This is a genomic window from Gemmatimonadota bacterium (genome assembly GCA_016704275.1).
Taxonomy (GTDB): Bacteria; Gemmatimonadota; Gemmatimonadetes; order Gemmatimonadales; family GWC2-71-9; genus Palsa-1233.
Map to the genome: position 1 here is coordinate 21,903 of JADJAK010000001.1, position 23,299 is coordinate 45,201.

The 23,299-nt window shown below is 68.1% G+C and carries 25 protein-coding genes and 2 pseudogenes; 16 read left to right on the forward strand and 11 right to left on the reverse strand.

Going from position 1 to position 23,299, the window contains the following annotated elements; all coding sequences use genetic code 11:
* Positions 1-52: 52 nt before the first annotated feature.
* Positions 53-2,434 carry a hypothetical protein gene (locus tag IPG05_00145; GenBank protein ID MBK6493512.1) on the reverse strand — a complete coding sequence of 794 codons (2,382 nt, stop codon included), beginning with the start codon at positions 2,432-2,434 and terminating at the stop codon, positions 53-55.
* A gap of 34 nt (positions 2,435-2,468) precedes the next feature.
* Positions 2,469-2,936: a helix-turn-helix domain-containing protein gene (locus IPG05_00150; protein MBK6493513.1), complete on the reverse strand. Its 468-nt coding sequence runs from the start codon at positions 2,934-2,936 to the stop codon at positions 2,469-2,471.
* Between the two features lie 77 nt (positions 2,937-3,013).
* On the opposite strand from IPG05_00150, the gene IPG05_00155 reads away from it, so the two are divergent.
* From IPG05_00155 to IPG05_00170, 4 genes are read left to right on the forward strand one after another with little or no spacing between them, the layout of a single operon-like run.
* A complete protein-coding gene (locus IPG05_00155) occupies positions 3,014-3,505 on the forward strand; it encodes a DUF2938 domain-containing protein (GenBank protein ID MBK6493514.1) in 492 nt (163 codons plus the stop codon).
* A 35-nt stretch (positions 3,506-3,540) separates the two neighbouring features.
* A complete protein-coding gene (locus IPG05_00160) occupies positions 3,541-3,852 on the forward strand; it encodes a DUF2798 domain-containing protein (protein MBK6493515.1) in 312 nt (103 codons plus the stop codon).
* Positions 3,849-4,556, forward strand: coding sequence for a DUF2306 domain-containing protein (locus IPG05_00165; protein ID MBK6493516.1), 708 nt, complete (start codon positions 3,849-3,851; stop codon positions 4,554-4,556). Before IPG05_00160 ends, IPG05_00165 begins: the two co-directional genes overlap by 4 nt.
* A gap of 13 nt (positions 4,557-4,569) precedes the next feature.
* A complete protein-coding gene (locus tag IPG05_00170) occupies positions 4,570-5,235 on the forward strand; it encodes a hypothetical protein (protein MBK6493517.1) in 666 nt (221 codons plus the stop codon).
* Between the two features lie 70 nt (positions 5,236-5,305).
* On the opposite strand, the gene IPG05_00175 is transcribed toward IPG05_00170, so the two are convergent.
* From IPG05_00175 to IPG05_00190, 4 genes are all read right to left on the reverse strand, one after another.
* Positions 5,306-5,821, reverse strand: coding sequence for a hypothetical protein (locus IPG05_00175; GenBank protein MBK6493518.1), 516 nt, complete (start codon positions 5,819-5,821; stop codon positions 5,306-5,308).
* 309 nt (positions 5,822-6,130) lie between these two features.
* Positions 6,131-7,372 carry a hypothetical protein gene (locus IPG05_00180; GenBank protein ID MBK6493519.1) on the reverse strand — a complete coding sequence of 414 codons (1,242 nt, stop codon included), beginning with the start codon at positions 7,370-7,372 and terminating at the stop codon, positions 6,131-6,133.
* Between the two features lie 103 nt (positions 7,373-7,475).
* The gene (locus IPG05_00185; GenBank protein MBK6493520.1) at positions 7,476-8,141 is read right to left on the reverse strand and encodes a DNA alkylation repair protein; all 666 of its coding nucleotides are present in this window, start codon (positions 8,139-8,141) and stop codon (positions 7,476-7,478) included.
* 28 nt (positions 8,142-8,169) lie between these two features.
* On the reverse strand, positions 8,170-9,429 hold the full coding sequence (locus tag IPG05_00190) for a hypothetical protein (protein MBK6493521.1): 1,260 nt from the start codon (positions 9,427-9,429) through the stop codon (positions 8,170-8,172).
* A 112-nt stretch (positions 9,430-9,541) separates the two neighbouring features.
* Between IPG05_00190 and IPG05_00195 the strand changes: the two genes are divergently transcribed.
* Positions 9,542-10,735, forward strand: a complete 1,194-nt coding sequence (locus IPG05_00195) for a hypothetical protein (GenBank protein ID MBK6493522.1) — start codon at positions 9,542-9,544, stop codon at positions 10,733-10,735.
* A gap of 33 nt (positions 10,736-10,768) precedes the next feature.
* On the opposite strand, the gene IPG05_00200 is transcribed toward IPG05_00195, so the two are convergent.
* The 5 genes from IPG05_00200 to IPG05_00220 all read right to left on the reverse strand — a co-directional run bounded on the left by IPG05_00200 (position 10,769) and on the right by IPG05_00220 (position 14,371).
* Positions 10,769-11,236 carry a hypothetical protein gene (locus IPG05_00200; protein MBK6493523.1) on the reverse strand — a complete coding sequence of 156 codons (468 nt, stop codon included), beginning with the start codon at positions 11,234-11,236 and terminating at the stop codon, positions 10,769-10,771.
* Between the two features lie 31 nt (positions 11,237-11,267).
* The gene (locus IPG05_00205; protein ID MBK6493524.1) at positions 11,268-11,618 is read right to left on the reverse strand and encodes a hypothetical protein; all 351 of its coding nucleotides are present in this window, start codon (positions 11,616-11,618) and stop codon (positions 11,268-11,270) included.
* A gap of 63 nt (positions 11,619-11,681) precedes the next feature.
* Positions 11,682-12,050, reverse strand: coding sequence for a DoxX family protein (locus tag IPG05_00210; protein ID MBK6493525.1), 369 nt, complete (start codon positions 12,048-12,050; stop codon positions 11,682-11,684).
* 26 nt (positions 12,051-12,076) lie between these two features.
* Complete coding sequence (locus tag IPG05_00215) at positions 12,077-13,777, reverse strand: hypothetical protein (GenBank protein MBK6493526.1); 1,701 nt, start codon at positions 13,775-13,777, stop codon at positions 12,077-12,079.
* A 36-nt stretch (positions 13,778-13,813) separates the two neighbouring features.
* Positions 13,814-14,371 (reverse strand): GNAT family N-acetyltransferase, encoded by a 558-nt coding sequence (locus IPG05_00220; GenBank protein MBK6493527.1) that lies wholly within the window; start codon positions 14,369-14,371, stop codon positions 13,814-13,816.
* A 129-nt stretch (positions 14,372-14,500) separates the two neighbouring features.
* On the opposite strand from IPG05_00220, the gene IPG05_00225 reads away from it, so the two are divergent.
* From IPG05_00225 to fucP, 11 genes and pseudogenes are all read left to right on the forward strand, one after another.
* Complete coding sequence (locus tag IPG05_00225; GenBank protein ID MBK6493528.1) at positions 14,501-15,499, forward strand: ketoacyl-ACP synthase III; 999 nt, start codon at positions 14,501-14,503, stop codon at positions 15,497-15,499.
* A 69-nt stretch (positions 15,500-15,568) separates the two neighbouring features.
* Positions 15,569-15,850, forward strand: coding sequence for a hypothetical protein (locus tag IPG05_00230; GenBank protein MBK6493529.1), 282 nt, complete (start codon positions 15,569-15,571; stop codon positions 15,848-15,850).
* Between the two features lie 24 nt (positions 15,851-15,874).
* A complete protein-coding gene (locus IPG05_00235) occupies positions 15,875-16,129 on the forward strand; it encodes a hypothetical protein (GenBank protein ID MBK6493530.1) in 255 nt (84 codons plus the stop codon).
* Between the two features lie 48 nt (positions 16,130-16,177).
* A complete protein-coding gene (locus IPG05_00240) occupies positions 16,178-16,429 on the forward strand; it encodes an oxidative damage protection protein (protein MBK6493531.1) in 252 nt (83 codons plus the stop codon).
* 55 nt (positions 16,430-16,484) lie between these two features.
* Positions 16,485-16,988: a hypothetical protein gene (locus tag IPG05_00245; protein MBK6493532.1), complete on the forward strand. Its 504-nt coding sequence runs from the start codon at positions 16,485-16,487 to the stop codon at positions 16,986-16,988.
* A gap of 63 nt (positions 16,989-17,051) precedes the next feature.
* Positions 17,052-18,677 (forward strand): altronate dehydratase, encoded by a 1,626-nt coding sequence (locus IPG05_00250; protein ID MBK6493533.1) that lies wholly within the window; start codon positions 17,052-17,054, stop codon positions 18,675-18,677.
* Positions 18,674-19,459: an SDR family oxidoreductase gene (locus IPG05_00255; protein MBK6493534.1), complete on the forward strand. Its 786-nt coding sequence runs from the start codon at positions 18,674-18,676 to the stop codon at positions 19,457-19,459. The genes IPG05_00250 and IPG05_00255 overlap by 4 nt, the downstream gene beginning before the upstream one ends.
* A 16-nt stretch (positions 19,460-19,475) precedes the next feature.
* On the forward strand, positions 19,476-20,345 hold the full coding sequence (locus tag IPG05_00260) for a fumarylacetoacetate hydrolase family protein (GenBank protein MBK6493535.1): 870 nt from the start codon (positions 19,476-19,478) through the stop codon (positions 20,343-20,345).
* Positions 20,345-21,181: an amidohydrolase family protein gene (locus tag IPG05_00265; GenBank protein MBK6493536.1), complete on the forward strand. Its 837-nt coding sequence runs from the start codon at positions 20,345-20,347 to the stop codon at positions 21,179-21,181. Before IPG05_00260 ends, IPG05_00265 begins: the two co-directional genes overlap by 1 nt.
* A gap of 3 nt (positions 21,182-21,184) precedes the next feature.
* Positions 21,185-21,965 (forward strand): annotated as a pseudogene (locus IPG05_00270) (SDR family oxidoreductase).
* Positions 21,966-22,001: 36 nt separating this feature from the next.
* Positions 22,002-23,298 (forward strand): annotated as a pseudogene (gene fucP / locus IPG05_00275) (L-fucose:H+ symporter permease).
* Position 23,299: the final 1 nt, after the last annotated feature.

A 23,299-nucleotide genomic window follows, 5' to 3' on the forward strand; every position in this document is an offset into this window, starting at 1 on the left:
AAGCTACATCGAGGCGGTCCAGGGTGGGGCGCCACCCTGGCATCAGGTCACCTCACGGAACGGTCACGATCAGCCGTTGCTGGCGGCTGACCGAGCCGCTCGACGACTCGATCGTCACCTTCAGTTCGTACTGCCCGCCGCGGAGTTCTGCCAGGCCGAGGCGACGCTCCACCGAGACCGGTCCGTCGCCCACGACCTCGCGGAACGCTGCCGAGATGCGATCACTCCCGCGTCCCGGCGCGAGTGAGCGGATCTCGATCCGGCTTTGCAGCGTGTCCCCGGTCCGCGCGCCGTACACTTCGTAGTAGACCGCCGCCTCATCGCGCCGCGGCCAGGTGCCGAGCGTGTTGACCGGGAAGCTGCCGCCGTGCGGTGTCTTCCACGCGGCGCCCCCGGCCCGACCCAGCACGAGATCACTCATCGTCATTCGACTCGAGGGACCGATCGTGAGCTCCGGCAGGAGCGCGTACGAACCGGTCGTATCGATTCCCTGGGTCAGCTTGACGGCGACGCGCCAGGACCCCGGCGTGAGCGGGAGCTCGAGCAGCTGGTTGGCGAAACTACCGGAGAAATCGGTGTCGCGGCTCAGGAAGTGGACCAGCGAGTCGAGCGCCACGAATCGGCCGCTGCTCCGCTCGTACGCCGTCACGCGGATCTGCACCGGCTGGTCACGCCGCCCGTCGCCGACCGGCGTGCTCTCGAGCCGGTCGCGCGGGATCGCGAGCGCGATCAACGCCTTCCCCGTCGCCGCGTCGTGTCCGAGGCCGTAGACCGCAATCGCCGACGGCCAGGGGTCGTACATCGGCGGCGAATCGCTGTCGGTGGCGATGCCGAGCTCCGCGTCGACCCGCTGCTGGCGTACCGCGGCGCCGAAGACGTCGTCGCAGGTGATGGCGCGTGGATTCCCCGCCGTCGGCCGCTCCCGCAACCGGGCGTCTGCGCGCGCCCACTCCTCCGAAAGCCCGACGCGCAGCTGCCAATCGGCCGCGAAACTCCGACCGATCGCATCGGTGAGCGGGAGGTAACTCATCAGCGTGGTGGCGGCGTGGTAGCCGAGTGCCTGGCTGCCGCGGAAGGAGAAGGTGCGCCACCGTCCTTCCAGCCAATAGACCCAACTCTCGTTGAAGCGCATCGACTCCGCCATCACCTCGGCACGCAGCGCGGGGGCGAGGTTCGCACCGCGGCGGTTGATGAACTTCTGGATCGTCGTGTCGGTATCGGCTGCTGGCCTGCCGTGGACGCGACGCACCGGCAGCCCATGCCGCAACACGATCAGGCCGCGGTGGTCGAGGATCGGTTCGTCACTGCGCGTGTCGCCGGTCAGGCTTGGCTGCAATCGCGCGAGGTCCTCCTGCAGTCGGCGACCGGCGTTGTTGAGGCAGAGGTCGAGCTCCTCGAAGAGGTGCTCGACCCGGCCGAACTGCGCCCTGCGCCACGGGAGCGGGACGTGGTAGTCACGGAAGGCGTCGTTCCACCGCAGGAGCTGCTCTTGCAGTCGTTCGCCGGGCCGGTTGGCCGCGAGCGCATCGCGCTCGAGCCAGAAGCGCTGCAGCCAGTCATGGACCGAGTCGGTCGGCACGCGGTCGAAGGGTGCCAGCGTGTCGGGGTGGACGAACCAGGCGAGGTCCGTGCGATACGCTTCGCGCCCGGCCGGCGTGAGTGCCGTCATTCCCTCCCAGTACGCCGCTTCGCCTTCCGCGACTCGACCGAGGACCGCAAGCGTTCGCGCCCGCTCCAGGCCCAGGACACCGCGGTCGCCACCATGGGTGCGGGCGGCGTCGAAACGGGCCAGTGCGGCCGGCATCGCGCCCGTCGCGCGAAGTCGTCGTGCTTCCACGATCATCAGGTCGGCGTTCGACGGCTCGCGCAGCAGCAAGGTGCGCAGGACGGTCAGCTCATCGGGGCGAAGCGTGCGATCGCCAAGCGCGAGGAGCGCGTCGGTCGCGAGGCGCGCGGCGGGGGCAAATGCCGGGTGGGCGTCGATCAGCGGCACGAGCAGATGCCAGAAGGTCGCGACGTTCGATTCGCCCTCGGGCTGCGCCAGATTGCTCCGGATCGGCGCACGAAGCACGCTCAGGTCATGGAAGCCGCGTGCGAGGAAGTACGCCGGCCACGGCGACTCTCGCTGTGCGGTGCGTTCGATCACCAGCACGCGGATGCCGGCTTCGACGGTGTTCGCGTTGCCCGTCACGACGCCGCGCCGGAGTTGCCACCAGCCGCGGGCGAGGGAGCGTTGCCCGCCGTTCCAGATCTGAGTGTTGGCGCGCAGTGCGTCGAGTGCCGCGCCGGATGGTGCCGACGCAACCGAATCGGTCCACGCGACGAAGTCGTGTCCGGCCGGGCCGCCCTGGGCGTGTGCCACGGCGGGCATCACGAGCAGGGCAGCGAGCAGCAGACGAGGAAGATCAGGCGCCGATGGATGCTGCAGCGTCATGGTCAACCGACGGTTGGGGGAGTCTCCTTCCAAGCTACAACGAGGTGGGCCGGGGCGGGGCGCCACCGCGGCGTGGCGGCGGCGGTTGCGATCGCCCCGCACGCTTCGGCGTGACGGCCGCCTTCCACACCGCGAGCCCCATCAACCGACGGAACTTCGGACACGCCAGATGATCGGGCGCCTGGCAGGCGGCCGCGTGACGCAGTCCCTCGCGGATGGTCGTCAGCTTGCGGATCTGGTCGTCGATCGCATCCGCACGATCCGTCAGCAGCTGACGATCGACCTTCGCACGGCCACCCACCGTCAGCATCTGCCCGATCTCGTCGAGCGTGAGCCCCGCCGACCGCCCCAGTGTGATCAACGCCACCTGATCGAGCACCTCCGGCTCGTACTGGCGGCGCAGGCCGTGCCGTCCGCTCGAGCGGATCAATCCCCTCTCCTCGTAGAACCGCAGTGCCGACGGCGCCGAGCCCGACTGCCGCGCCAATTCCCCGATGTCCATCCGCCCCCCTTGACCTCAAGTCGACTTGAAGTTGTAACCTGTCCGCTCGAAGGGTTCAAGGTCACCTGGGAGGAACGATGGAACTGCTCATCCATGCATTGCCAATCGGCGTCGGTGCCACGCTGTGGATGGACCTCTGGGGCGCCGTGCGGCAGCCCCTCTTCGGCTTCGCGCGCCTCGACTACGCGTTGCTCGGCCGCTGGGTCGGCGGGATGGCCTCCGGGCGATTCCGTCACGACGCCATCGCCCGGTCGGCCCCCGTCCGCGGCGAGCGCCTCATCGGTTGGACGGCGCACTACCTGATCGGCGTCAGCTTCGCGGCCCTGCTGCTCGCCATCTGGGGCGCGGCCTGGCTGCAGCGGCCAACCCTCGGCCCGGCACTCCTCGTCGGCATAGGCACCACGGCGGCGCCGCTGCTGATCATGCAGCCAGCCATGGGCGCCGGCATCGCCGCGTCACGGACGCCGCGCCCCAACGCGGCCCGACTGCAGAGTCTCATCACCCACACGATCTACGGCCTCGGGCTCTACCTCGCGGGCTGGCTCGATCACGCGCTCTTCGCGTCGTGACCAACACGACCACAACTCAACATAAGGAGCACACAATGCGCATCCCTACTCGCTTCGCCCCCGTTCTCTTCAGCGCCCTCCTCTCGGCCGTGATGGTCGCGATCGTCTCGGGCTATGTCCTGTTCACCACGCAGGGCATTCATCCTGGTTTGCTCGCCCAGTGGGGACACAGCTGCCTCCGGACCTGGCCGATCGCATTTCCGACAGTGTTCGTCGTCGCGCCGCTGGTCCGTCGCCTCGTGGCTCGGCTCACGATGCCTGCGGCGGTTGCAGCGCTGGTGCTGCTGCTTGCTCCCGCAGCCGCCACGGCGCAGGCCGCGTTCGTGAACGCGGGTGCCCGTCGGTGAAGCCGGCGTCCACCACCGCGCGCCGAGGCGACTGGTTGGTGCCGTCGCTGCTCCTCCTGCTGGCGCTGGTTCCGTCGGTGGCGGGTGGGGCGCGTGTGGCTGACCTCGCGCGCGGCGGACCGATCACCGAAGCAAATGCTCGATTCATGGCGATGCCGCTTCCCGTGCTGTTGCACCTGCTGGCGGCGGTGCCCTTCGGCATGGTCGGCGCGTTCCAGTTCTCGGCGGGACTGCGGCGCCGCGCGCCGCGTTGGCATCGGGCCGCGGGGTGGCTCCTGCTCCCCCTCGCCCTGCTCGTTGCGGTGACTGGACTCTGGATGACACTCACCTATCCCTGGCCCGCCGGAGACGGCGTGGCGCTCTACGCGATGCGCCTCCTCGTTGGCGTCGCAATGCTGGGGTCGCTGGTGCTGAGCCTCGACGCGATCTGGCGGCGGCGCTACGCCGAGCATGGCGAATGGATGACCCGTGCCTATGCGATCGGGATGGGCGCCGGGACGCAGGTCTTTACGCACCTGCCATGGTTCCTGCTGGTCGGGCAGCCGACCGAGGGGCCGCGGGCGGTGATGATGGGGCTCGGCTGGGTGATCAACATCGTGGTGGCGGAGTGGGTGATTCGGCGCGGGGCGATGCGGGTGGCGGGTCGCGCAGGATGTCGCCTGTGCGGCCGATCTTCCGCATCATTGAGGTATGACCTACCCTGACCTGGAGATTGACATGACGACCCCGCGACGCGACTTCCTCGGCCTCCTCGGTGCCGCGACCCTCCTTGGCGGACACCTACCGGAAGCCCTCTCGGCAACCGCGGGACCGTCGCCGAGCTCGCCGACGCGCGGCCCGTGGGACATGACGTGGCGCTCGCGACTCGTCGGCGCCCACCGGGCAGTCTTTGACGCCCCTGAAGTGAGCGAGGGCGATCCGGTCCTGCGAGCCGTCATCTGGGGGAGGCAGATGACCGAGGTGTTCGGCACCAAGCCGTCGGGGATGAGCCGCGTGCTGGTACTGCGCCACAACGGGATCGAGCTGGCGATGCAAGACAGCTACTGGGCGGCATTCGACGCCTCGACCCGCCACGGATTCCGCGATGCCGCCGGCGCACCACTCAAGGTCAATCCCGTCCGTGCGGCGCGCGCCGAGGTTCCGGAACCGTTCCGAGACCTGACGCTCGAGCGGTTTGCGGCCGAGGGTGGGGTCGTGTTGGCGTGCGACGTGGCACTGCGCGTCTACGTCGTGCCGCGCTACGTCGCGACTGGGCTGTCGGAGGCGGCGGCCTACGCGACGGCGGTCCGCGCGTTGCTCCCAGGGGTGATCCTCCAGCCGTCGGGGATCTTCGCTCTCTCGGTGGCGCAAGAGGCGGGCGCCCGCTTCATCCCCGCGAGCTGAGCGAGGGGCGCGCTCCCGCAACCCCTGACGCCGCGCGGTCTCGTTGGTCCGGATCGTCGCGAGCTCGTGCTCAGGCTGGCTCGATCGCTTCGAGCCAGCCGAGTCGCGTGGCAGCCCAAGCCAGGCCCGCGACACAGAGGACGTAGAAGTAGCCAACGAGCAGGCTGAGCACACCATACATCAAGCCGATGTCCCAGTCCGCCACACCAAGCGACTGGCCGGTGAACATCATCTGCCACGCGATCCAGGCCAGGAGCGGCGGGAGGAAGAGTACCGGCGACCACCACGAGACGCGGCGCAGCTCTCTCCCACTCTTGCCACGGCTCCAGATCAGGATGAGCAGAGCGAAAGCGGCGTAGGGGATCCCTCCGAGCACGAGCGAACCCAGCAGTGGTCCGAGGACGATCCCGCTGGGATCTGCGGCACCCGCAATGTCGGCCAGTGGCGCCGGCAGGAGCCAGAATACTCCGGGGAGCAGAATCGGGAGGAGGAGGCTCGCGCGGTAGAAACTGCCGCGGCGCACGCGGGGCCCTCCGCCGATGCCGAGCTTCTTGCTGAGCGGGGTACCGGAGTAGCCGGCGGTCATGGGGCAATGGGAGACGGCCGATCCCAGTGCCCCCGTGAAATCACCCAGGCGGGGTTGATCGGCATCCCGTTGCTGACGACAAATGCGAGCAATCCCCCTTCCTCGCTCGGCAATACCTCGAATTCGTCATCTTCGACGATCCATATACCCAGGAACGATTCCCGCCCCAGATGGGGGGATTCGCCTCCGACCTCATCTGCAGTGTCGTCGTTCAATCTCGCCTCCCGTTGGAACACCGACTCGGCAGTGAGTGCTGGATGCCAAATCAACATGTCGCGGTGGTGTGACAATTGGGGCGCCACCCGACGGCTACCGCGTGACGCGGTAGACCCCAACCAGGACGCCGCCCTCGACGGTCCGTCGCTGCACCAGCAGGAAGTCTTTGCCGGCCTGGATGATGCGGGCGTTGCCAGGCAGCCGGAACGATCCAAGGAAGCGACCGTCTGGGGCAAAGACATCCCAGCTCGATGCGGACTGCATCGCGAGGAATCCCTCTCGCTGCACAAGGAGGTGTCCGTCGCTCGTGAACTCGAGATCCACGAGAGCCGGCATCGAATCGGGTCGTGGCACGGCGTCCAGCACGCGCTCCCGCGTTGCGGCGTCGAGGTTGAAGATCGTGCGGGCAGTGTACTCGCGCTCCTCTGGCGTCGCCACCTTCGGCGTCGCGCGCCGTGCGCCGATGCGCTGGACGATCCGCTCGAGGACGCCCGCAGGTGTCCACAGTTCGATGCGGTAATCGTGGCTCGCCCAGAGCGCGATGCGGAGTGGGGAGCCGCCGCCCGCGATCTGAGGCCAGGGGTCGAAGGGGTGCAGGACGGACACCGTGCGCCCGGGGGCCACGGCGATGTTGTGGCTAGTGAGCCCCGAGAACATCCCGAGTGGGTAGGCGGTGTCGAGCGTGGGCGGGACCGCCCATCGCCTGATCCGGCGTCGGTGGGTGCCGGGAGCGTCGTCGGGCGACGACTCAGTGCCAGATGCCCCGGCCGCGGTCGAGTCCTCCTGGCAGGCGAGCTGCGAGCCGTCGACGAGGAGCATCGGGACGCACTCGACCCATCGGCCAAGCGCGTTGAACCGATCGAGGGCCAAGGGCTGCTCGCGGGAGTACCGTCCGTCGGGCGCATAGTAGGCCACACGCGTGAGCCACGGGTCGTGAACGCGCAGCGTGTCTCCCGCCACGAGCTGCAGCGCCCCGACGCGGCGGAACTCGCCCGGCCCCTCGCCCGTGCGGCTGAGCAGCCGCACGAAGCGGCCATCCGCACCAAAGAGCCGAATGGAGCCATCGACCGCCACGGCGATGCGGCCGTCGGCGAATCGCACGGCCGCTTCGATCGAGCGCCACTGCTGCTGCGGATCGTTTTCGTCGGCGCCGAGCACAGTGGTCGGGACGGAGTCGACCTCCCACGCCTCGCCATCCTGCCACGCGCCCGTGGTGCTCGTGACGATTGCGACGCCAGCCGAGTCGCGGATGCTCGCGATGGGTATCGCTGGCTCAGCTGTCGAGCTGCATGCGAGCAGCGCGAGTGTGAGCGCGACAGGCGAAAGGAGGCGCACGGTGACTCCGGTCAAGGGTCCTTCGACTGCGCAGCCCTTCAGGCTGCTCCGCTCAGGATGACAGTTCCACCGATCATCGACCATCGATCATCGATCATCGCCCCTACCCCTGCCGCCTCACCATCTCATTGATCCACACCGGCGCAAACGGCGACGTGCACCCCTTCGAGACCGGATAGTCGCGATAGATGCCGAGACGTTCGCCGATGGCGAGGGCGCGCTTCCGCAGCGCGGGATGGTGGATGCCGATGTTCGCGAGGCAGCTGTTCATCGTCCACTGCGTCGGCGCGGGTGCCGTCGGCATCTCGGCCTCGATCCGGTCGAGCAGTGCGGTCAGGTCGATTCCTTCCGGACTCCGAGCGACGCGGCCGGAGGTGAGTCCCCACCCGGCGCGCGCGGCCCACGGGTCGGCGTCGGCCATCCACCTCACGCGCAGCGCCTCCTTCTCGGGGTACTCCTTCACCAGGTAGGCGTTGACCCAGTCGGCCACCTGCGAGAAAGTCGCCGCACGCACAATGCGGTCGAGCTCATCGAGTGAGAGCTTCTTCGGCTTGATCAGCAGGATGGCGAGCAGCTGCGCGTCGATGATACCGCTGTCGTAGAGGTCCATCGCCGACTGATGGTCGGCCTTCATTTGCGCGGCGAGTTTGCGGATGTCGCCGAGCTTGGCGCCGTATTGGTTGTCGCCGGCGCCGAACTTCCGATTGTGCACGCGGACACTTTCGTTGCCGAGCGCCTTGAGCGCGTCGAGGGCTTCCTGCAGCGTCATCGGGGCCTCAGGGGAGAGTCATCCAATATTACCGCTTCAGTCGGTAGGCCTCGACCAACCAGGCATCGTCGGGGGTTCGGCGCATCACCAGCAGGTGGTCGGACCCGGCGGCGAGCAGCCGCATGTGGCCGGGGATGCGAATGTTGCCGAGGAGGCCGCCATCGGTGCCGAAGACATCCCAGACCGTGGCCGGCTGCGACAGGAGGCGACCCTCCCGCTGGACGAGCAACTCTCCGGAAGGCATCATCGCCAGGCCAGATACGGCGGCGAGGGAGTCCGGCGTGGGCACCTGGGCGAGCACGCGATCCCGCGTCGCCTGGTCCATGTAGTCCAGCTGGCTGGCCATGTATTCGTGTGCCCGCGCGATCTCGTCGGGGGGCGGGGTCTGTCGAGCACCGGGCCGTTCGATGATCCGTTCGAGCTTGCCCGTCATCGACCAGAGTTCGATGCGATACTCCGGATTGGTCGCGATCGCGAGGCGCTGCGGGGTGCCGCCGCTGGCGAAGTACGATCGCGAATGGAACGGATGCATTACGAACGCCTCGCGCCCCGCCTCGAGCGTCACGCCGAATTGCTCGAGCCCCGCCTCGATCCCGACCGGGTAGGCCGTGTCGCGGGCAGGCGTGACAAGCCAGACGCGGTTCAGCTGGCGGAGCAGCCCGGGCCCGGGGGAACTCATGCCGCTCGCATCGATGACGCTTGGGCGATTCGTCGCGGAAAGCGGGATCGACGGGTCCTTCTTGCAGCCGTAGCGAGAGCCGTCCGGGAGGAAGCCGTTGCTGCATTCGGACCACGGGCCGAATCGCGCGAGCTGCTCGCGGTCGAGGCGCTCCTCGCGAATGAGCCGGCCGCTCGGCGTGTACCAGGCCACCTGGTACCCAAAGCTGTTGTTGGCCCGGATCGTGTCACCCGGCAGGGCGAGCAGGTCGCCAAGGTAGCGAAATTCGCCCGGCCCTTCGCCGGTCCGGCTGATCAGTCGCACGAAGCGGCCGTCGGCACCGAAGAGACGGATCGATCCGTCCGCGGCGACGGCGATGCTGCCATCCGAAAGCCGGGCGGCTCCCTCCACATACTTCCACTGTTGCTGCGGGTCGCTCTCGTCGGCGCCGATCACCGTCATCGGCATGGTATCGACCTGCCACCCCTCGCCCTCCTGCCAGGTGGGCGTCGTGCTGGTGACGATCTCGACGCCAGCCGAGTCGCGCACGGAAGCGGTGCTCGTGGATGGCTCTGGCGCGGTCTGGCAACCGATGAGGGCGGTGGTGATCAGCAGGGCGGCAGCGCGCATGGGCACTCCGGGGAGGGGAGGGTGCGTCGGGAGGTCGCCTTGCAAGCTATAGCGGGGGAGGCACTGGCGGGGCGCCACTTCCGCGCCTCCGAGTCTGGGGCGATCATCAGGGATGCCTCCTTCCCTGACCAGTCGGCCAACGCTCCTCCTGGTGGTGCTCGCACTGCTTGCGGGCGCGCGCGCCCCTTACGTCTCGGCGCAGTCCGTCATCCAGGCACGAGAAGAGCTCCGCATCGACGCCGAAGCGAACGACCTGCTGCCGATCTGGTGGCTCTTCGTCTCGCCCAAAGGCGTCATGGTGGCGAGCCAGCAGCAGGATCGGAACTTCCGCTTCTTCGCCCCCGATGGCCGACCGCTTGGCACCTTCGGCCGGAACGGGGAAGGCCCGGGCGAGTTCCGTCGCATTGAGGGCACGCGGGCGGGGTGGGTCGGTGACACGCTCTGGTTGACCGAGGCCAGCCAGCCACGCCTCACCTTCGTCGGGCCTGACCTGAAGCTCGTGCGCATGGAGAAGTTGCCGATCGCGCTGCTGGGCCCGCGCGGCGAGGCGATCACTGAGGCCCCGATCACGCAACCGTTCCTGTTCGGCCTCGCGCCCGATCGCTCGTTGCTCACCATGAGTTTCTGGCGAGAGGGCGCGACCTTACCCGCGTGGCTCAACGTGCCTGCGGGCCATTCGCGGTTCTTCTTGCGGGAGAGCCGCGAGGGACGCCTCACGCAGTACCTGGGCGCGATCCCAAATGACGTGACCACGTGCGAATCCGGCGACCGCAATGGGAGGGTCGTCGTCCCGTGGTGCCCGCGGGCGGCGATCACCGAGCCGCTGGACCGGAACCGATTTGCGCTCGTGACGGCCGGGCCTGGTACCGCCACCGAAGGTCGTTACCGCGTCGTCGTGGTGGATGCGACGAAGGGCGACTCGCTGTTGAATCGAGAGTACCGCTACCGACCCGTGGCAATCCCGTCGCGCGCGATCGACAGCGCCAGGGCCGCGCTCATGAGTGCGAAGGGTGTTCCGCCGCAACTGCTCCAGATGTACGGCAAGGCGACCTTCCCGACACACTACCCACCATTTCGCAGCGCGCTGATGGGCCGTGATGGGACGATCGCGATCGAGCTCTTCGGCGTCGTTGGAGGGCGGCGGCAGTGGCGCTTTCTGGACTCTCGTGGCGGCGACCTCGGCATCGTCGCCTTTCCCGCCTCGGTGCGGCTCTACGCCATCGAACGAGGGAGGGCATGGGGCACTGATGGCGAACCGGGCGACCAGGATAGCATCGTGCGGTACAGCTGGCGCGTGGGGTCGTGAGCGGGAGTCGTTCGACAGCGTGGCACCACGGCGTCAGGCCGGGAGGTGTCGATCGTCAGAGTCTGCGTCGCCCTTCGGCAGGGCCCCGCGCTTGGCCGTATCAGAAATGGCGTAGCCGGTCGCGGCCCCGAGGATAGCGAAGACGCTGACGGGGAAGACGATAGCGCCGAGCACATTGACCTCACTCACGCCGCGCAGGAGCGCGAGCAGAATGAGGCCAATCATCACGACGCCGCCGAGCGCGCCGATGAGCGCGGAGCGCCATGGGCTGAGTCCCGGTGAGTCGTCACGCCTCGGCAGCAGCGCAATCGCCGTGGCGTAGAGAATGCCGCCGACGAAGCCGATAATCGTGGTTGGTACGAGAAGGACAGCGCTGAAGCCCAGGGTGCCGTGCTTGAGCAACTGGTAGCCCGCGAAGCCAAGCAGCGAGGCCGTTCCCCAGAACACCCCGGAGACCACGCCCATCGTGAGGATCGCCCGCAGTTTGCGGAGGGCGCTCATGGGGTGAATCCGGGCAATGTCGGCATCCGGGTTACCGCAGCGCCGCGCCGCAATAGAGGCACACACTCCGCCCCCCGGCATTCGGCCGCTGGCAGGTCGGGCAGTGCGTGACGCCTGCGGTCATCCGGCCATCGACCCGACCGTCGCGGGCGTCAATCTCGCGCACCTTCGCCTCAAGATCGTCAGCATCCAGGCCAAGCCGCTCCTGCACGATCTCCCAGAGCGCCTGGTTGACCAAGGCCAGGCGTTCCGCTGCGTCACGAACCTCGCCGAGCTCCGAGCGCGTTGCGCGATTGTCGACCGCGTGTCCGTCGGCCGTGCTGCGCGCCTCGCGGAGCCGCTGTTCCTGGCTGAGGTCCCAGAAGAAGGAGAAGAGTCCCATCGTTGGCTCGGCCGGTTTGAGGGAATGTTCAACAGAATCTACGTCGCAGTACGGTCGCGCACCCTAGGCCTCGCTGCGCGACACCCGCCACACCGCCCAGATCAGCACCAACTGCAGGGGAAGGCGCAGCCAGAGCAGCACGATCTCCCGCGATGGGGCACCGCGCGCCTGATAGTTCAACAGCATCTGCACGTTGGCCGGCAGGATCATGATCAACATCACGATCAGCCCGATCCCCGCAGCGCGGCGCCACCTCGGCAGCAAGAGCCCGACGCCGCCGGCGAGTTCCGCAATTCCGCTGATCTGCACCAGCAACGCGTGGGCCGGTAGCCAGGGCGGCATGATGGCCAGGTACGGCTCAGGCTTGAGGAAGTGCAGCACACCGGCCGCGATGAAGCCGAAGGCGAGCAGGGTGCGCACGACACGCCGCAACAGCAGAGGATGGCGAGTGGGCACGCTCACCCCCCACTCTGCTGGCGCGGCGCACGCGCGGTCCCGCGATCCAACTCCTCGGCCCGTGCCCGCGCTGCGGCCACCACCGCCGCCGGTGCGCCCGTCGCCTCCAACAGTGCGATCGCCGTGCGCGTGCTCGCGGGCCCTTCGTGGCGGTGATAGTCGAAGGAGAGTCCCTCCGGCCCGATTGTCTCGCGGAAGTGGAACGGTGCGTAACGGTCCGCCAGCATCGACACCAGTTCACCGTCGTGGGTGGCAACGATTACCGCGTGTGGGGATGCGCCGGCATGCGCCGTGAGCAACGCCCGCAACACCGCCTCCCCCGCCGCGAGACGCTCGATCGTGTTGGTGCCCCGAAGCAGTTCATCGAGCAGGAAGAGCGTCGCCTGCCGAGCATTCGCATCCTGCAGCATCGTCACCACCCCATCGGCCTCGACCTGGTAGTAGCTCTTCCCGGCTGCGAGGTCGTCGTTGCGTCCAATCAATGACCGCACCCGGAACAGCTCGCCCTGCCACGCGTCCGCGGGGCAACTGTTCAGCGCACGCGAGAGGACGGCGGCGATGCCGACGGTCCGGAGGTAGGTGCTTTTCCCCGACATGTTGGCGCCGGTGATGATCGCGCCGTGCCCGGGCGCCAGCGTCACGTCATTGGTCACCGGCTCTGCAATGAGCGGATGCCACATCCGCGTCACCGTCGTCGCGCCGGCTCGCACCACCGGCACGCACCAGTCGCGCGGCTCGGCCCGGAGCGAGGCCACGGTGAGGGCCACGTCCACGTCGCCGATCCACGACGCCACGCGCGCGAGCACGGGTCCGAGTCGGCGCAGGTGCTGCGCCCCGAGAAAGAGGGCGTTGGCGTCGAGGATGAAGAGGAGGTTGAAGTACTCCCAGATCGCGGTGAGAATCTCCCCGCTCGCCACCGCGTCGCGGCTCACCCATCGGGAGATGCGCTTCAGCGGGCGGAGATCCGCCACGTCGGTGGCGATCCGACCCTTCCCCAGGTCGCGCAGTGCCTCGATCTCCAGCAGGCGCTCGGCACTCCCGATCATCGGTCCGATCTGGCGCATCGGTGCAAGCAGCCCCGGCATCTGCCACGCGGTCGCCATGCGCACGATCAGGTTGATCACGACCAGAGCCAGCGTGAGCAGCACGATCTTCGGGACGAAGGCGATCGCGATCAGGCTGCCGAGCATGGTGATCGCGAGCAGCGGGAAGGCCCAGTACCACCAACGGACCACGATCAATTCGGGCCGCGTGAGGACCCAGAGTCCGTAGCCCAGGTGACGACCGGCGCCGCTCAGCTGGCTGCCGACCGCCTCGCGGAGCGCGGCATTGCTGCCGAACTCCTGCACGAGCGGTTCAAGGGCCGGCGTTGCGTGCCACGGCGCACCACTGCGCAGGCGCCAATACAGCCGCTGACGGCCGAGGCCGGTGTGCGTCCGGTCGAGCGTCGCGAGGACGCGATCGAGATCGAGGTCGGCCCAGGTGCGGTCGTCGATTTCGTCGCCGTCGGGCGGCACGTGCCGCAGTTCGCGCCACGCCTCTGCCACGCCATCGTCGTCGAGCGTGCTGATCGGGCCGACCCGGCCCCACGCCGCGCGCAATCGGGCGAGCAATTTCTCGCGGTGGTGCCGCTGAAAGAGCCAGGCGACGATCGGCATGAGCACGGCGATCGCCAGGAGCCACGGCAACGGAGGGAAGGTCACGACAACTCGTGGAAGGAGACGACCTGCCGATCCGGACTACTGCGACAGCGCGATCCTGAACCGCAGGCTCTCGCCGCCACCCACGACGTTGGGCGGGGAAAATTGTTCCACCAGCACGCCGCCGTTCACTTCAATGACACGGCGGGAGGCGGCGTTGTCGGTGTTGCAGGTCAGCTCCACGTAGCGCAGCCCGAGCGGCGGCAGGTCGGCGAGGAAGTGGCGGAGCGCCTTGGTGGCGTAGCCGCGCCCCTGGCGCCAAGGGACCACCGAATAGCCGACGTGGCCGAGGCAGTAGGGCGGCAGCGATTCGCCACCCGGCTGCCAGCGAAAGGAGATCACGCCGGCGAACGCGCCATCCCAGAGCCAGCGGCGGTAGCCCGGCAGCCGGGGCACCGCGGTGCCATCAGGCAGATGGATCGGTGGCCCGCTGGCGGTCATGTCGTCCTGTTCCCTCAGGAAACGGGCCGGATCGGCCTCGACCCGCTGCAACTCCTCACCGGCAGCCGCCGGCCGCCGAGTATCGGGCGACCAGCCGCGCGCCAGGGCGTCGCGGTAACTGGCAAGATGGTCGGCGGCGGGGACGACGAGGTGCATGACACCAATATCAACGGGACGCCGGGATGCGCGTAGGGCGCGCGGTGGACCGTGGGGTAGGGGCGCAGCATGCTGCGCCCCTACGCGCCCCTACAGGCCCCACCGCGCGACGCGGCGCTACATTTGGGGATGCCCAACACCCGCCTTGTCGCCACCGGCCGCGCCGTCCCCGAGCGCGTCGTCACCAACGACGACCTCAGCAAGCTGATGGACACCACGGACGAATGGATCCGCCAGCGCACCGGCATCCAGCAGCGTCACTGGGCCGTCGAAGGCGAGTCGGCCACCGGCTTCTCGCTCCTCGCGACCCAGCGCGCCCTCGCCAAGGCGGGGATGGAGGCCTCGGAGATCGACGCGATCGTCTACGCCACCTCCACCTCCGATCACTTCGCTCCCGGCAACGGCGTCTACCTCCAGAAGGCACTCGGCATCGGCACGGTGCCGGCGCTCGACATCCGCACCCAGTGCAGCGGCTTTGTCTACGGCCTCTCGATCGCCGATGCCTATATCAAGAGCGGGATGTACCAGACGGTGCTGGTGGTCGGGTCGGAGCTGCAGAGCACCGGGATGGATGTGACCGACCGGGGCCGCAACACGTCCGTGATCTTCGCCGATGGTGCCGGCGTCGCGATCGTGCAGGCGTGCGACGAGGCCGCCGGCTCGGAGATTCTCGCGTGGGACCTCCATTCGGAAGGCGAACACGCGGGGCTGCTCTGGGTCGACACGCCGGGGAGCATCTACCACCCGCGCAACCAGGCCGAGCACATTGCCGAGGGGAAGGGCTTCCTCGACATGGACGGCAAGGAAGTCTTTCGCCATGCCACGACGCGGATGCCGGAGTCGATCGGTGCCGTCCTCGAGAAGGGGGGGAAGCGTGCCGAGGAGCTGGCGCTCCTGATTCCGCACCAGGCCAACCTCCGCATCTCCGAAATGGTCCAGAAGCGCCTGGGGCTCCGCGACGACCAGGTCTACAACAACATCCAGCGCTACGGCAACACCACCAGCGCGACGATTCCGATCGCGCTCGACGAGGCGCTGGAGCAGGGGCTCCTGAAGCGCGGCGACCTGCTGGCCATCACGGCGTTCGGGTCGGGCTTCTTGTGGGGGAGTGCGCTGATTCGGTACTAGGCCCCCGGACCCTGAATCTTCCCGGGTGCTGTTGCGTACTGAAACAGGTCACCCCCTCAGGAGGGCAGCATGTTCGCAGGAATCTGGAATCTCGTCACCTTGGCCGTCACCGCCGTCGTCGGCATCGGCCTGTTCGGTTTCGCGCGGGAATACGTCCGCCACCGCCTCCGCTTCGTCGACGCCGTCCGTCACCCGCTGGCGCCCTGGATGGCCGGGGCGGCCGTCCTCATGATCGGCACCCCGGTCGCCGCCCTGCTGCCGTTCGTCACCGGCTTTACCGCCCTGGTGGCGGGGGCGGCCGTCGGATTGGGCACCGCCAGCGGCGTCAAGGCGATCCGCTCTGGCGACTGATCCACTCCCGAACCCGGAGCCGAGATGAAGGACCTCATTCCCCTCATGATCTTCGCGATCCCGATCATGGGGATCGTCCACTCCATGGTGACGAAGCTCGCCAAGACTCGGCTTGAGGAGGCCAAGCTCCGTGCCGGCGTTCTGGTCGATGGCGGGGTCGCCGCCATTGAGGACCTCCGGGCCGAGATGGATCAGCTCCGCGCCGAGCTCAGCGAGGTGCACGAACGGCTCGATTTCGCCGAACGTCTCCTCGCCAAGGGGACCCCGGCCGCCGAGTAGCCCAGTGGTTGGATGTCCGACTGTCCAAGTCGGCTTTATATTGCCTGCATGGCAACCATTTCCTGCGTCCGCTGCGGCACCTCCGGGGAATCCCAGGCCTTCAAGCCCTTCCCCAACGAACTCGGCGAGCGCGTCTACACCACGATCTGCCGGAATTGCTGGGCCGAATGGCTCAAGACCCAGCAGCAGCTGATCAACCACTACGCCCTGATTCCCCACCAGCCCAAGGCCAAGGAGTTCCTGCTCCGCAACATGGAGCAGTTCCTCTTCGGCGAAGGCGCACCGGATTCGCTGCCGTGAGGTAATTCCTCCTCGGCCGCTGCCGCGACGCGTCCCCCCACCATGGAGCCCCCCCATGACCCACCTCGGACCGCGTGAAGGCATCACCACCGGCTTGATCGGCGCCGCAATCGTCGCCGCGTTCTACCTGCTCCTCGACACCATCAACGGCATTCCGCTCCTCACGCCGAGCATCCTCGGCGAAGTGCTCGTGCTGCGGAGCGGAACGCCCAACCTGACCGCGCCGGTCGGCATGGCCATCGGGATGTACACGGCGGTCCACCTGATCGCCTTCGCGCTCTTCGGCCTCTTCCTCACGAAGATGGTCCACCTCTCCGAGCGCTCCTCCGTGGCGCGGTACGGCGTGCTGCAGCTCCTCGTGGCCTTTCTCTTCGCGTTCTACGGCGTGCTGGCCGTGGCCTCCGAGGTGACCCGCGGCCTCTTCCCGCTCTGGGGCGTGCTCGCCGCCAATGTCTGTGCCGCCTTGGCGATGGGCGCCTATCTCTGGAATCGTCACCCGGCATTCCGTGCCGCCATCCGCCGCACACCACTCGGAGCGGGCGACAGCGCCGACGCATGATCCGGATATAGCGTCGGACCGCCGGACGGATTAGCATCCGGGCATTCCCCTAGCCGGAAGTCCATGCCCGATCGCGTCCTGCGGGTCCATCCCGACGACAACGTCCTCGTGGCGCTCGTGCCCCTCGCCGCAGGGGAGCACGTGCGTCATGCGGACGTCGAGCTGGCCCTCACCACGCAGGTCTCCCCCAAGCACAAATTCACCACCGTTGCACTCGCCGTGGGCGAGCCGATCATCATGTACGGCATCCTCGTGGGGAGGGCGGTCGTTCCGATCGCGGCCGGCGAGGCGATCACCACCAGCAACGTGCGCCACGCGGCGGCCAGCGTGCACGCCGCCGCGACGCTCCGTCCGTACCATCCGCCCGATGTTGGTGCCTGGCAGCAGCGCACCTTCCTCGGCTATCACCGCAGCGATGGCCAGGTCGGGACGCGCAATCATTGGCTGGTGATCCCGCTGGTCTTCTGCGAGAATCGCAACGTCAACATGATCCGCCAGGCGTTCGAGGAAGAGCTCGGCTTTTCCCCGCCCGACATCTACCGCCAGCAGGTCCGCGCGCTGCTGGAACGCCACGGTGAGGGCGGCCGTGGCAACACCCAGGGGCGCGTGCGCCAATCGGGGCGCGTCTTCGGCAACATCGACGGCATCAAGTTCCTGACGCACTCGGGCGGATGCGGCGGCACGCGCGAGGACTCGCGCAATCTCTGCGGACTGCTGGCCGGCTACCTGCACCACCCGAACGTCGCCGGTGCCACGGTGCTCTCGCTCGGCTGTCAGCACGCGCAGGGCGACCTCCTCCGCGAGGAGATCGCCAAGCGCGCGCCGCACTTCAACAAGCCGCTCTTCTACTTCGAGCAGCAGGGGCAGCGCTCCGAACAGGCGATGCTCACTGCCGCGATCGAGCAGACGTTCTACGGCCTGGTGGAGGCGGATCAGGTCACCCGATCGCAGGCGCCACTCTCGAAGCTCACCGTCGGCCTCAAGTGCGGTGGCAGCGACGGCTTCTCGGGGATCACTGCCAACCCGGCCGTGGGCCATGCCGCCGACCTGCTCGCCGCACTCGGCGGCACGACGCTGCTCGCCGAGTTCCCGGAGCTCTGCGGCGTGGAACAGGAGCTGATCGACCGCTGCGTCGAGCCGCGCCACGCCGAGCGCTTCCTTCACCTGATGACGGCCTACAACGCGCGCGCGCAGGCGGTCGGCTCGGGCTTCGACATGAATCCCTCCCCCGGCAACATCAAGGACGGATTGATCACCGATGCGATGAAGTCCGCCGGTGCGGCGCGGAAGGGCGGCAGTTCGCCGGTGACCGACGTGCTCGACTATCCCGAGTATGCCACGACGCCCGGGCTCAACTTGCTCTGCACGCCGGGCAACGACGTGGAGGCGACCACGGCGCAGGTCGGCGCGGGGGCCAACGTGGTGCTCTTCACCACCGGCCTCGGCACCCCCACGGGCAACCCGATCGCCCCGGTGGTCAAGCTCGCCACCAACACGGCGCTGGCCACGCGGATGGCCGACCTGATCGACATCGACTGTGGTCGCATCCTCTCCGGCGACACCACACTCGCCGGCATGGGCGAGGAAATCCTCGAGTTGATCATCGCCGTGGCGAGTGGACAGCTGACGCGCGCCGAAGAGCTGGGGCAGGACGACTTCATTCCCTGGAAGCGCGGAGTGTCTCTGTGAGTGCGGCGAAATTCCGGCTCGACGGCAAGACGGCGGTGGTCACCGGCGCGGGCAGCGGGATCGGTCTCGCGATTGCGCGCACCTTCGCCGACGCCGGGGCGAACGTCCACCTGGTCGACATCTCGGCAGAGGCGGTGCAGTCCGCGGCCCACGAGTTGGTCAGCGGTGGGGCGACGGCCTGGGCGCACCCCTGTGACGTCAGCAGTCACGACGATGTGGCGCGTGTCTTCGCCGACATCCACCGCCGCGGCACGGTGCAGCGGCTGGTGAACTCGGCAGGGGTGGCGCACATCGGCAACCTCGCCAATACCCCCGAGCAGGACTTCGACCGTCTCTTCCGGGTGAACGTGAAGGGCAGTTACCTCTGCATGCAGGCCGTGATCGATGGGATGCAGGCGGCAGGCGAGGGCGCCATCGTCAACATCGCGTCGGTGGCGGCCACGGTCGGCATCGCCGATCGCTTTGCCTATTCGATGACCAAGGGCGCCGTCGTCTCGATGACGTTGTCGGTCGCCAAGGACTATGCCAAGCACGGCGTGCGCTGCAATGCCATTTCGCCGGCGCGGGTGCACACCCCGTTCGTCGATGGCTTCCTGGCCAAGACCTATCCCGGTCGCGAGGCGGAGATGTTCGCCAAGCTCGCGGCCACGCAGCCGATCGGTCGGATGGGCCGCCCCGAGGAGGTCGCCGACCTGGCGCTCTTTCTCTGCTCGGACGAGGCGTCGTTCATCACCGGCAGCGACTATCCGCTCGACGGCGGCTTCATCCGCCTCAACAGTTGAGTCTCGGAGTGCCAGCATGAAGTTGATCCGCGTGGGTCTTCCGGGCGAGGAACGACCCGGCGTCCTGGCCGCCGATGGCAGCCGCATCGACTGCAGTGCGCTCGGCGAGGATTGGGACGAGCGCTTCTTCGGACACGGCGGCCTGCCCCGACTCGCCGCATGGCTGGAGACCCATGGCGCCACGGCCCCGCGCTTCGACCCCACCGAGCGCCTCGGATCCTGCGTGGCCCGGCCATCCAAGATCATCTGCATCGGGATGAACTACCGGCTGCATGCCAAGGAGATCGGTGCGCCGGAGCCGACCGAGCCGATCATCTTCCTCAAGGCCACCACGGCACTCTGTGGTCCGAATGACGACGTGATGATTCCGCGCGGCTCGCAGAAGACCGACTGGGAGGTGGAGCTCGCTGTCGTGATCGGCAGCACGGCCCGCTATGTGAGCGAAGTCGACGCCATGTGCCACGTGGCCGGGTTCGCGCTGCACAACGACTACAGCGAGCGCGAGTACCAGATGGAGCGCGGCGGGCAGTGGGTCAAGGGAAAGAGCTGCGACACCTTCGCGCCGCTCGGCCCCTTCATGGCCACGCGCGACGAGATCGCCGATCCGCACGCCCTGCGCCTCTGGCTCACGGTGAATGGGGAGACGCTGCAGGACAGCAACACGAACGACCTGATCTTCAACATTCCGACGATCGTCTCGTACCTCTCGCAGTTCATGACGCTGCTGCCTGGTGACGTCATCTCGACCGGCACACCCGCCGGCGTCGGCCTCGGCTTCAAGCCGCCGCGCTACCTCAAGCCGGGCGACGTGGTCGAACTTGGCATCGACGGCCTCGGGACCTCGAGTCAACGCGCCGTGGCCTACCCCGGGACGCCGAGCGCCTGATGCTCAGAATCGATGCACACCAGCACTTCTGGCAGTACGATCCGGTGCGTGACGCCTGGATCAACGACGGCATGGCGGTGTTGCGCCAGGACTTCCTCCCCGCCGACCTCGGCCCGCTGCTCGCCGCCAACGGCATCGACGGCTGCGTGGCCGTCCAGGCCGACCAGTCGGAGCGTGAGACGCGGTTCCTCCTCGATCTGGCCCGCGACTATCCCTTCATCCGTGGCGTCGTGGGTTGGGTCGACCTCCGCTCGCCGCAGGTCGGCGATCGCCTCGCGCACTTTGCCGACGACCGACACTTTCGTGGCGTGCGCCACCTGGTCCAGGGCGAACCGGATGACGAGTTCCTGCTCCAGCCCGACGTGGTGCGCGGCATCGGAGCCCTGACGCCGCTCGGCCTGACCTACGATCTCCTGCTCGTGCCCCGACAGCTCCGAGCCGCCACCCAGCTGGCCGCCATGCTGCCCGACCAGCGCTTCGTCCTCGATCACATCGCGAAGCCGCCCATCAAGGAGGGCGTGCTCGAGCCATGGGCCAGTGACCTCGGCGCCCTGGCACTCCACCCGAATGTCTACTGCAAGCTCTCGGGACTGATCACCGAGGCCGAGTGGGGGGCGTGGAAGCCGGCGCAATTGCGGCAGTATCTCGATGTGGTGGTGGAATCGTTCGGCGTCGATCGCTTGATGTGGGGGTCGGATTGGCCGGTCTGCCTGCTGGCCGGGAGCTACCACGAGGTGCGCGAGGTGATCGCCGAGTATCTGGTGCGCTTCAGCGTGGATGAGCGGAGCGCGATCTTCGGCGGCAACGCTGCGACCTGCTACGGTCTCGAGGGCTAGCCCATGGATCTCGGACTCGGCGGCAAGGTTGTGGTCGTGACGGGCGGCGCGAAGGGGATCGGTGCGGCGATCATTCAGCTGCCGCGGCCGAGGGAATGACCACGGTGATTGTGGACCGTGACGAGGCCGCGAGCACCGAGCTCGCCGCCGGGCTTCGGAGCGCGGGCAACATGGTCGAGGTCGTCATCGCATCGCTCGACCGGGCCGAGGCGTGCCGAGGCGGTCGCGACGGTGATGTCGCGTTGCGGGCGGATCGACGCACTGGTCAACAACGCCGGGGTGAATGACGGGGTGGGGCTGGCGAATGGATCGCCAGCGGCGTTCGCTGCCTCGCTGGAGCGCAACCTCTCGCACTACTATGCCATGGCCCACCCATGCGTTGCCGGCACTGACGGCAACGCGGGGGTGCATCGTCAACATCGCGTCGAAGGTGGCGCTGACGGGGCAGGGTGGGACGTCGGGCTATGCGGCGGCGAAGGGGGCGATCCTCGCGCTCACACGGGAATGGGCCGTCGAGTTGCTCCCCGCCGGGATCCGAGTCAATGCCGTGGTGCCCGCCGAGGTGATGACACCGCTCTACGAGCAGTGGCTCGCGACGCACCCCGATCCGGCGGCGAAGCTCGCCGGGATCGTGGCGAAGATTCCGCTTGAACACCGGATGACCACGGCCGAGGAGATCGCGACAACGGTCGTCTTCCTCCTGTCCTCCAAATCGGGCCACACCACCGGCCAGCAGCTGCACGTGGACGGCGGCTACGTCCACCTCGATCGCGCCATCACCTGAGCGGTTCCCGCTCGACCCCCTGCGCACAGGACTGCCATGACTGGCCAGACGGCACCGCTCACGGAACGGCGCTTCCTCGTCCCCCTGATGTTGATCACCTCGCTCTTCTTTCTCTGGGCGCTGGGCGTCAATCTCAACGACATCCTGATTCCGCACCTCAAGAAGGCGCTCGACCTCACCGACTTCCAATCGTCGTTGATCCAGACCGCCTTCTTCGGCGGCTATTTCCTCGCGGCATTGCCAGCCGGGTGGCTGATGCGGCGGGTTGGTTACAAGCGCGGCATCCTGACGGGGCTGATGATCTGCGCCACCGGCACGCTGCTCTTTCTCCCGGCGGCCGCGACGCGTGAATACGGCTTCTTTCTGCTGGCGCTCTTCGTGATGGCGTGCGGTCAGTGCTTCCTCGAGGTCGCCGCCAACCCGTACGTGACGGTGCTCGGGCCGCCGGAGTCGGCCGCGCGCCGGCTGAATACCGCACAGGCCTTCAATTCCGTCGGTGCGCTGATCACGCCGATCCTCGGCGCGACCTTCATCCTCTCCGGCGTCGAGTACTCCCAGGCGCAGCTCGCCGCGATGGGGCCCGAGGCGGTCGAGCCCTACCGGATCACCGAGTCGCAGGCGGTGCGCGGGCCGTACCTGGTGATCACCGCGATCTTCCTCGTCGTGGCCTTCCTGATCTGGCGCACCGTTGCCCGACGTGGTCGAGGCGGCGCACGATGGTCACGCCGCCGCCCCGGCCACGGGCAGCATCATGGCGCACGGCAATCTGGTGCGCGGAGTGATCGCGCAGTTCTGCTACGTCGGCGCGCAGGTCGGCGTCGCCTCGTTCGTCATCCGCTTTGCGCAACAGGTGGTCCCCGGCACCGCCGAGCGGGCCGCCGCCGGTTTCCTCAAGTACCACCTCCTCGGCTTCATGATTGGCCGCTTCCTCGGCTCGGCCATCATGCAGACCATTCCGGCACCGCGGATGCTCGCGTTCTTCGCCGCCGGGTCGCTCGCCTGCGCCGTGACCGCGATCTCCACCACCGGCGCGATGGCGATCTGGGCGGTGGTCCTGATCGGCTTCTTCCACTCGATCATGTTCCCCACCATCTTCGCCCCGGCACTCGACGGCCTCGGCGCGCACACCAAGTTCGGCTCTTCGCTGCTGGTCATGTCGATCGTCGGCGGCGCCATCCTCCCCGCGGTGATGGGCTATCTCTCCGACGTCCGCGGCATCCAGACGGCGTTCATCGTCCCGGCGCTCTGCTACCTCGTGGTCTTCCACTTCGGTTTCCGCGGCTATCGCCACCCCGGCATCAACGACACGGCCACCCTCGAACCGGCCGCCTGAG